The 9527-nt window shown below is 38.1% G+C and carries 3 protein-coding genes; all 3 read right to left on the reverse strand.

Going from position 1 to position 9527, the window contains the following annotated elements; all coding sequences use genetic code 11:
• Positions 1-3: 3 nt before the first annotated feature.
• Entirely contained in the window at positions 4-7278 is a 7275-nt protein-coding gene (sov, locus tag ACRD62_RS02020) for a T9SS outer membrane translocon Sov/SprA (RefSeq protein WP_430818448.1), read from the reverse strand.
• 23 nt (positions 7279-7301) lie between these two features.
• Positions 7302-7883, reverse strand: coding sequence for a Holliday junction branch migration protein RuvA (gene ruvA, locus ACRD62_RS02025; RefSeq protein WP_430818449.1), 582 nt, complete (start codon positions 7881-7883; stop codon positions 7302-7304).
• Positions 7884-7983: 100 nt separating this feature from the next.
• Positions 7984-9027, reverse strand: a complete 1044-nt coding sequence (gene thiL / locus ACRD62_RS02030; protein WP_430818450.1) for a thiamine-phosphate kinase — start codon at positions 9025-9027, stop codon at positions 7984-7986.
• Positions 9028-9527: the final 500 nt, after the last annotated feature.

Genomic DNA, 9527 nt, shown 5'->3' on the forward strand with positions numbered 1-9527 from the left:
TGATTATTGCGCCAGTGAAAAACGGAAACTAACTCCAAAATTTGTATTGGTTGTTGGATAAGACAATGAAAGATATGGATTATTAACATTCGTATCGTAATACAATTGCATATTAAACCTATCACTTAATGCGTAATCAGCTGTAACTTTTACAGAAGTAATTTTTTGTCCCGATGTTAGCTGATTATATTCTTCTTCAATCTTTCGAATGATACTGGCATTATCTCTGAAAGAAACATCAGCACGGATGTTTAAATCATTACTAACCGATTTATCTCCAAAAATAAAATTCATCTTATCAAAGCGATAACCCAGTCCAATCACAATTTCATCATTGTAGGTTTCAATTACCTGGTTATTACCCATACTTAAACTAAGGGTTCTGGCTTTTTTAATCTCGGCACGTGTTGTAATTGAATTAACCCATGTAACATTAAACTGAATTAATGGATTAAACTGTTCTGAAACCGTAATTGTATTGATATCATATGCTATAATAGATCCGAATTCTGTTTCTGGTGTTTGAGAAATATATGATCCCATATTATAGGTTGAACGATAAGCATGCGAAATATCGAACGATTTAATTACTTTTTGGAAAAGTTTCACACGCGATAAACCGTCATATGAAACTCTCCAGTTAGGGCTAATCTGGGATAAGCCAGGGAATGTTTCTGTAAAAATAGAACTTGCACTTCTACCCGAATAGGCAGCAAGGAAAGAAGGTATTAATACATCCTGTTTATTCAGGTTCACTTCATCTGCTGAATATCCCAAACGGTGAGCTACAATTACACGGTTATTTTTAAACTCATCAAATATTTCAGAATTAAGATTACCGGTCTTATCAATTTCTGTAAATGCTGTTCGCCAAACATTAAAACTCATCGATAAGCTACCGTTTTCTGTTCTTCCACTTGCATTACTTGTACCTCCAATGTAATACTCATTCTTGTTTCGTGAGAAACTGCGATCGGCATTTAAATCAATCCTCAATCCCTTAATTGGTTCCAGGCTAACTTTAACTGAAAAGTCTTCACGATGACTCATAACATAAGGATTCACCATCGACTCATCTGATGTAAGCCATCCATTTTGAGAAGCACGTACAGCAAAATCAGGATCTTGCCACCCTAAAATAAAAGGCGTGCCCGGTGCCGTAAAACCACCGGCAGTCCCCATAAATCCAGCATCCTGGGTATATCCTGGTAAAATAGTACCATTGTTTTCAGAATATGAAATAGTAGCCGTTTTAACCGATGTAAGCAACAATGATGTGTAGTCAAGTACAATATTTAAAGGTGTTGTATTATCTACAATGGTTCCGGTTACCATCACACGCGATGATTCTGAACCTTTCTCCGGTATAAACTCAACTTTATTTTTCCCTAATACATTTACTTCTCCTTTAAGAGGACGACCTTTTTCGTCAAAAACACGAACAGAAACCTCTTCGGTTTTAAGTTTGTGATTTATCACATAGGGCACCTTTTCTTGCAACGCAATTTTTGTATCATTAAAGCGAACCGTTCGTTTACCGTTTTTATTAGATGAATTTCTGGACGATCTGTATTTCTTATCCAATTCATTCAAATAAGGCACTTTTCGGTATAGAGTTGTCATGTTTAACTGACCATTACCTTGTATGGTATTTGAATTGGAAATAGTGTTACCCCAATCCAATGCATCGGCATCATCGGCATACAAAGGTTGTGCTTCCCATTGGTAGGTAGCCCTGTATTGCAGATTAGCATTGGTAAAGTCAAGTAATGGGAATTTATTTATTGGCAATGTGTATGACACATCCAAATTATGCTGATAGGTAGTTGTTCTACCCATACTCATAATATTTCTCCATACCTGATCTTTCCACTCGTCATAAGCATCTCTGTCGTAGTTCCTGTCAACAGCTCCTTCAGGCTCATCAATACGAGCATTGGTTGTTGCTCTGAAACTTAATTTTAACGACTTGGTAATATTATAACGCATATCGAAATAACGGTTCCAGTCAAAATCCTTTGAAACAGTTAGCTCAGGCGCATAGGTTGATCCGGTATTATTTCGCAACAATTGTTCGCGATAGTTTCTGTTTAATTCCCAACGATACGAAAACTGTGTTGGTAAAAGATAAAAGTTAAAATCGCGGATTAACGCCAAGGCATTGCTTTTAATACCATTAAACGGTTCAATTGCCTTTGGTTTGGTATTATAGTTATATGCCAATACTCCACGATAGCTCTTATCGGTGAGATGATCTGTTTCTATATCCCTCGAATTAGTTTCGTTGTAGGCATAGGTAGCCGACAAGTTAGTAGGACTATAAAACTGAACTTTATCTTTCTTTGGATTCAACCGCACATTGGTAAAGTTGACACTTTTGCGTTTTACAACACTCTGCGACATATCTTTAATTGAATCACGAGCCTCTTCACTATCTGCATTATCAAGTGCCACATCTAAAGGAATATCCGGATCAAGAGGATAATACTTTGGACTGGTCACAGCTTTTGAATAACCAAGATAAAAAGGTACACTCAAACGCGACTCTGGTCCGAGTAACTTACCTAACTCAAGATTGGTAGCCACATCGTATTGGTAAAAATCTTCCTGACTACGATCCTGAACACTCTGATCAATACTTCCCCAACCGACCGTACTGGTTTTACCGGCTAATGACACATTACCCAAATCAGCCAGTTTAACCGACATACGGGCATTGGTAGCCCATCCTCCATCTTCATCAAAATCGGTTAGTCTTAATTCATTAAACCAAACTTCTATCGATTTAGACTGCGATCCCCGGGTACGAACTCCCATCATAAAAGTACGCACATTACCAAGGTTAGGATTACCTTTTACAGTTACAAAGTTCGTGGGTTTATCAGGGTCTGGCGAAGTATATAAGGTTGACAGAGTTACATCTGAACCTTCTACTCTCCTTTCATCATTTCGCTTTAACTTAACAGCCTGTAGCAATTCCAAAGGAAAATCGAAATCATTATCTTCAGGCCAAACGATACGTCTTTCATCATAACTTTCACCATAATCACCTTCAGGTGTAAGCTTCAGCGGAATAGCATATTCGTAATAGTTGGTATTATAATCACTTCCTAACCTGATGAAAGCCACCATCTCATTATCCAGTAAATATTCACCTTCAATAGCTTCGGCATGCGCGAACATTTTCAAACGCTTATATTGCCTCATATCCATGTTCATGGTTTTGTAAACAGCACGAGCGTCACCGCCTCCCAAATCCTGAACTTTAAACAATAATGCCTGCTCATTTAACTCACGTAATTGAGGATTGGCAGGATCAATCACACGGTCAACCCCTGGAGGTAGCACATAGTTGACGGGTGTTTTTTCTGAGTTCTCTTCAATATTTACAGCTGAAACTTCAAAAGTGGCATTAGATTCAACAGTTATATCATCATTCAATTCTCCCTGATACTTTCTCCAGTCTCCTTTAATAAGATCCAGCGTTGCTAGACGAAGATGAATGGTATCCTTAAATCCTCTCATGAACATACGCATAAAACGTATGCTTCGGAGATCTGATAATTCATTAATATTGTCATCCGGATCCTGAATAGGAATACGGAACAGATACCAGTTTACCGTTCTTTTTCCTTTATCTTCAACATCACCTTCACGCTTATCCACAATGTACTTATTCAAACCTATTTCCATTGTTGATCGCGAAATTGGCACCTCGTACTGATAATAACTTTCGTACTCACTTAAAGTATTATCTCGGTTGATATCTTCTCCATCCGGCAAAGCCTTGGAAGCCGTTGAATAAGTCTCTCCTGAATATTCCGAAGGTCTTGAGTTTCCTTCAGGACTATTAAAATCTTTATAACGTTCTAAAATGCTTGCCTTGGCCTCATCCAAAGCTGAACCTCTGAAATATTGGAAATCATCCGTTGCCGGGTCACTTAAGATGGCTTGTTTAGCCTCATCTGACAAATCCATTGATTGAATTTCCTGAACAAAGTCAGTGTAAAACGAAAGCTCTCTTTCTGAATCCATTCCGTTCAATCCAACATCCTGAGCCAGACGAGTCGCCGGATCGTTACTAAATGCATTCACCAAATCCTGTTTGCGGGATACATATCCCCAGGCAGTGCTGTCAACATCAAATTCTTCATTGGGACCCGGCAATCCTTGTTCAAATGATTTACGGGCATCTCTAAGTATGTCTTCAGAAACGTTACCCAGGTTAAAATAAATGGTACCACTATTGTCTTCAGCCCCATCATCATAAACGTATGGGTCCATCATCCAGAATTCGATATATTCAATATTGGCAGCTTCAAAGTCATTGACGTCAATAGGTCGCATCATACCACCCCAACGCGATTCCGGTTCCTTTAAAGTTCCATCGTAGTTAACACCAGCTGAAACACCTGAAATACCGGCATCTCCAGCATCAAAGTTATAAGGACCCCGATCCATTGGATAGTACGATATATTTAATACCGAAATATTTGTTGGCTGACCATATGCAGTCTGACGATTTGGAAAAAGTTCTTGCTCATAGATTTCACGCACAAAGTGGTTCATCCTTTGCTCCTCATCATCTTTAATATGCTGAGGTGTACGACTATCTTTTCTTAAAAACAAAGGATCAATACTATACCAGGCAAATTTAGCGCGATTGGCACCTGCATTAATATTATCTATCAATTCCCCCTCTGGGAAAATAGCCTGTCCCTGTGGTACACTTGCCATCTGCCAGGCTGTCCAGTTACGCATATCATAAGAGATACGTGTGCCTTCAAAATCATCCAGATAAGCTGTACCCGTTTCTCCAATCACACCTGAGTGACCCGGAATTAATTGAGCAAATTCGCCTTCAAATGTGATACTCGATTTCTCCTTGGTTTGAATCAGAGGCAACGCATCCAAAGCCTCGGTAATGGCCATTGACTCGGTAAAATAAGAAGTATTTAATCCCCAAATCGTATTGGAAATAGGCTCATCACCAATGTTTACTTTTTGCGTCAATGGTCGCTCACTCAAATGCATCAAGGTACCTCCAATGTTGAAATTCTCGTTGAATTGATAATTCAAATGAGTTCCAACCAGTGTTTTTGTTTGAAGGTTAAATAATGATTGATTTTCAAGACTAACCTGAATGGGTGTTCCGGAAGATAAAATACCCTGATTAATGATTCGAACCCTTCCTAAAGTATAATCAACAGTATAGTCTGTATTTTCGGTTAATTTGATCCCTCCTGCCGTTACAATTACCGATCCTTCAGGTATATTCATGGCATTCAAAGAGATCTCCGATCCAGAACTGGATTTATAACGCCCCTTTAATTTATACTTATTACGCGAAGCATCCTGTTCAGCAACTGTTTGTGTATTATCATACAACGACTGAAATACATATTTATCTTCCAGGGCACTATTGTTTATCTTACTCTTTAAATTACTACCAAAAGGTTCCAATACAGGAAAGATAATTCGCCCGTTACTTGCGTTAATGGTTAAGTTTTGAACAAAGTCGAAAAGACCATCGGGTTGATAATCGTTATTGGAATTCAGGTTATCCAGATTCATCAAACGAATAAATAGCTGACCATTCAGACCTTCTCCACCATCAGGGAAATAATTGATATCGCTACCAGTACTATCGTTGGTATAGGTAACATTCAGAATAAAATTCTCATTATTCACCTGGTAGGCATTTAATGAATAAATATTCTTCATCATCAAATCCCAGGTTGGCATTGTTGGTGAAAGGTTAGTACCCTTCAGTAATTTTGTGTATAGCGTTTTTTCTGCTTCATTCTGGTCGGTTGTAAATTCACCCACCATATATGTTTTACCAGCATCGGTATACTCATAAGCCACACAGAGCACCTCATCGGCATTTAATGCCGTATTCAAAGAGATATATCCCAATTTAGCCTGAAGGGTATATTCTGTTGACGCCAGTTTTCGGGCATTTTCTAACTTTTCGTAATGTACAGCATTGGAGAAACTACTACCAACAGATGCAAGTGTTGAAGTGACATTATTAATATCGCGGGTTCCGGCAAATGAACCTTCACTCATTTGGTAATACAACTCGTTAGCACCGTTAGATGGCGCTACACCAGTTTGAGCATTCCACAAATCAGGCTGTGCTGCGGCAGTCCTGTTTTCACCCAAATCGACAAAGGCAACCACATTACGCGATTCTGTTACGTCACTTCTGCGGTTAGTTACCCAAACTTCAACGCGTGTAATATTTATTGAACTATTCACTGTTGGCAGGCGCTTCAGTGCGTTGTCGTATTTATCCCTGAAATACTTACTTAAGAAAAAGTGTCGGTTACGATCGTAATCAATAGCTTCAATTTCAAACTCCTGTGTTTCAGCTCCACCTTCTACATTAATCACTGATGTCTCGCCACGCTGTTGAGAGAAAATACTGGTGACTGTCAGCTTACCAAACTGCATTTCGGTTTTAACCCCGAACAGACTCTGACTACCCGTGATTAATGTTCCGGGTAATGGCAAGGTAACATTCCCTGCTTCTACTTTTTTAAGGATATCATCCTCATCCCCTTCGTATTCCAGGTTGATCTGGTTCTCAAAATCAAAAGTTGCTTCGGTATTGTAATTAACACCCAACTTCATTTTTTCTCCGATGGTACCGGAGATATTCATTTGAATTTTTTCCTGAAAATCAAAAGTTGTTGTTTTTCTCAAACGCTCCTGTAAGGTAGGGTTATCTATCTTTGTGCGTTGAATACCCACTTTTAGTTCGGCCATTCCCTGCAATCGCACATTCACACTGTTACTCCCAAAGATTCCTTCAAAAGCCTCACCTCCAACATTATTCCAAATCTTGTTAAAGATTGAGTTCTGACCATAATTTTGTGAATCTTCGGCTTGCTTGGTTCGCCAGTAAGACATGATGGATTTTCGAGTATCCAAATCCATATATTCTTCCAAGGTCATGGTGTAAGGCAACTTAACATTGATATCACCCATTCTGCGATAAATGGTTACCTTACCTGTTTTGTAATCATATTCGGTGTAATATTCAACATTATCAGGATCCTGAAGATCCAATCCTTTTTCTTCTTCTTTTTCTAGATATGGAATCCCGCTTTTATCGACAATCGGATACTTTAAATCGAGTGAATCGGGTTGCTGCTCCCAATTCTCCGGCAATGAAAGATCATAATCTTCAGTAACAGGCGTAGCACCAGCTACCCATATCAATCCGATTATGGTTAATACCGCAATACTATTTCGTAGATTTTTTTTCAAAGATGATCAGTTCCCTCTTTTACTTACATAATTTTAAGTGCCTGTTTAATAACCTCTTCAACTTTTGCCGAAGGGTTTTCTTGCAAAATCTTGTCGACTGCTTTTTGGGCACTATTCTTTGCAAAGCCTAACATTACTAAAGCAGATAACGCTTCTTCGCGTATAGTATTGTCTTGTTCGGCAAATATTTTCTGATCAAGCGGCTCTTTACCTAACTTATCCTTCAAGTCAACAATGACGCGCTGAGCAGTTTTTGCACCAATACCTTTAACTCCCTTTATTTGATTGACATTTCCGGTTAAAATGGCTCCCTTTAATTCATCCGGTGTTAATGATGATAACATCATGCGAGCAGTGTTCGCTCCAATACCGGATACTGAAATCAGGTGGCGAAACAGTTCCCTTTCCGAAGGATCAGCAAAACCATATAATTGAAAGGCATCTTCACGAATATTTTCATGCACAAATAACTGTGCTTCACTTTTACCTTCTAATCGCGAAAATGTATTTATCGAAATATTTAGTAAATAACCTATGCCATTGACATCAATTACAACATGAGCCGGACTGGCTTCAGCAATTCTTCCGCTTATGTATTCGTACATCTAAATTGGGTTAAAGCGTAAATATATAAAGGAAAACACGGATGTAAAAGTACATCCATAAAAAAGCTGCAGATCATTACTCTACAGCTACCTTCCTAAATTATTTTTTCAATGGATTCCAACCTTGTGCCTGCAACTCAACTTCCTGATCTGCATTGGTAACAAGGTAACACCCCTTACTTTCTTCAGTTATATGACCGATAAGGTAAATATTTACTCCTTCTTTTCCGGCAAACTTTTCGTAATCATCCTGACTGATGGTAAAAAGCAATTCATAATCTTCACCACCATTCAATGCTGCCACCAAAGGATTCATCCCCATTTCTTCAGCAAGCATCGAAGTAGTTGGATCAATTGGAATTTTATTTTCATACAATCTACATCCTGTTTTAGATTGAGAACAGATATGTTTGATCTCACTTGATAAACCATCTGAGATATCAATCATAGACGTGGGTTTAACATCAATCTCATCTAAAAACTCGATAATATCTTTACGAGCCTGAGGTTTTAACTGACGGGATAAGATATAATCATAGCCCGAAAGATCAGGTTGCACATTCGGATTACCAGCATAAACCCTTTTTTCTCTTTCCAGCAATTGTAAACCCATATAGGCAGCACCCAAATCACCTGATACACAAATCAGGTCATTATTCTTGGCCCCGTTACGATAAACCAGCTTCTTTTTATCAGCAACACCTATAGCAGTCACCGAAATTGTTAATCCGGTTAAAGAAGATGATGTATCCCCTCCAATCAAATCAACATTGTAGTAATCGCAAGCAGCATAAATACCTTCATACAATTCTTCCAAAGCTTCAACTGACAGCTTAGAACTTACACCAATTGACACCGTAACCTGACCTGGCGTAGCATTCATCGCATACACATCACTCACATTTACGGCTATTGCTTTATATCCTAAATGCTTCAATGGGGTGTAGGTTAAATCAAAATGAATACCTTCCAATAACAGATCAGTAGTAACAACCGTTTGCTGTTTCTTCAAATCCAACACCGCAGCATCATCTCCAACTCCCTTTATTGTAGTCTTTTGTTTTAGTTTTATATCATTAGTCAAATGACGAATCAAACCAAATTCACCTAATTGACCAATCTCAGTATGTTGTATTTTACTCATTACTTTTTATAATTTGAGCACAAAAGTAAGAATTATAGCTGACCTTGACATCTATAAAAACACTTGATTTAGAATATATCTTTTAATGAAATGAAGAGCATTTAATTTTTGTCTTCATTTTTCACATTTTTTATCTTGACAAATGCTTTTTTTGACAGCATTATTGCAAAATGAACGAATAGATTTTTTTCATAGATTTGGGTTTAGGTTATTGAGAATCCGGTTTGCAAACGAGCAAACCGGTTTTCTTATGTTATAGCCTGATAAAGCTCAATAGACGAAACAAAAATGAAGAAAATCTTTCAACCTACATTTATCTGAATCCATACAACTTAGGCTCATCTTTAAAATTAAACTTCAAAAAAACCATTCAATAAATTTGTTTATTCAGGTAAATCCTCTATTTTTGCAGCCGCAATAACAAAGACAACAAATTGTTTTAAGATATATTGCGGGGTGGAGCAGTTGGTAGCTCGTTGGGCTCATAACCCAAAGGTCGT

It is taken from the genome of Carboxylicivirga caseinilyticus (assembly GCF_050589785.1).
Classification (GTDB): Bacteria; Bacteroidota; Bacteroidia; order Bacteroidales; family Marinilabiliaceae; genus Carboxylicivirga; species Carboxylicivirga caseinilyticus.

Excerpts from the sequence above, each read along its gene's own strand:
- ruvA (WP_430818449.1), bottom strand. The coding sequence starts at position 7,883 with ATGTACGAATACATAAGCGGAAGAATTGCTGAAGCCAGTCCGGCTCAT.
- thiL (WP_430818450.1), bottom strand. The coding sequence starts at position 9,027 with ATGAGTAAAATACAACATACTGAGATTGGTCAATTAGGTGAATTTGGT.